The 368-nt window shown below is 65.5% G+C and carries 1 protein-coding gene; it reads right to left on the bottom strand.

The annotated features are described in order from the left end of the window. A partial coding sequence (locus L691_RS32435; RefSeq protein ID WP_036734848.1) for an OB-fold nucleic acid binding domain-containing protein occupies positions 1–368 on the bottom strand: 368 nt, incomplete at both ends.

Here is a 368-nt window from a genome sequence, read left to right as displayed (position 1 = left end):
CGCAGCCATGGCCGCGCGCCGCTGCAGCAGGCCGCGCAGCGTCTCCGGCGACAGCTGCGCCACCTCGTCGGCCAGCAGCTTGAAGCCTTCGTCCTGCTGCTGCACCTTGGCGCGCAGAGCAAGCAGCGCGCCCTTGGCGACAAGCGCTCGGCTGCGCTTCCACACCTCGGGGAACAGCACGACCTCACAGCGCTCGATCTGGTCTTCCCATTCAACAAAGGCCATCGCCTTGCCGGCTTTTGTCATAATTTCCTTGACGGATACGACCATTCCCGCCGTAACCGTCACGCTCTCATCGGGGGCTTCGCCGAGATCCATCAGCCGCGAAATCCCCGGTTCCTCCAGCGGCTCCGCGAAGTCGTCGAGCG

Source organism: Paenibacillus zanthoxyli JH29, from assembly GCF_000520715.1.
GTDB lineage: Bacteria > Bacillota > Bacilli > Paenibacillales > Paenibacillaceae > Paenibacillus_AQ > Paenibacillus_AQ zanthoxyli.
Note: the sequence above shows the minus strand (reverse complement) of the source record. Positions and strands in the feature narration are given on the sequence as shown.